1 protein-coding gene is annotated in these 272 nt (G+C 50.4%); it reads left to right on the top strand.

Features of this window, described 5'->3' with window-relative positions; translation table 11 throughout:
• On the top strand, window positions 1–272 hold a 272-nt coding region (locus SB775_RS29605; protein WP_410864808.1), incomplete at both ends, for a peptide-methionine (S)-S-oxide reductase MsrA.

Raw genomic sequence — 272 nt, 5'->3', positions numbered from 1 at the left:
GGCCATTTGGCGAATCCATCATATGAGCAAGTGAAAAGCGGCCATTCGGGCCATTTGGAAGCGGTCGAGATCACTTTTGACCCGTCCGTCTTTCCTTACGAACAATTATTGGAAATTTTTTGGCAGCAAATCGACCCGACCGATAACGACGGGCAATTCCAAGACCGCGGTGCTTCCTATCGCCCGGCTATCTTTGTCCATAACGAAAAGCAGCGGGAATTGGCGCTCGCTTCTAGAAAACAACTGGATGAAAGCGGGCGCTTCGATAAACC

It is taken from the genome of Peribacillus sp. SIMBA_075 (assembly GCF_046534585.1).
Note: the sequence above shows the minus strand (reverse complement) of the source record. Positions and strands in the feature narration are given on the sequence as shown.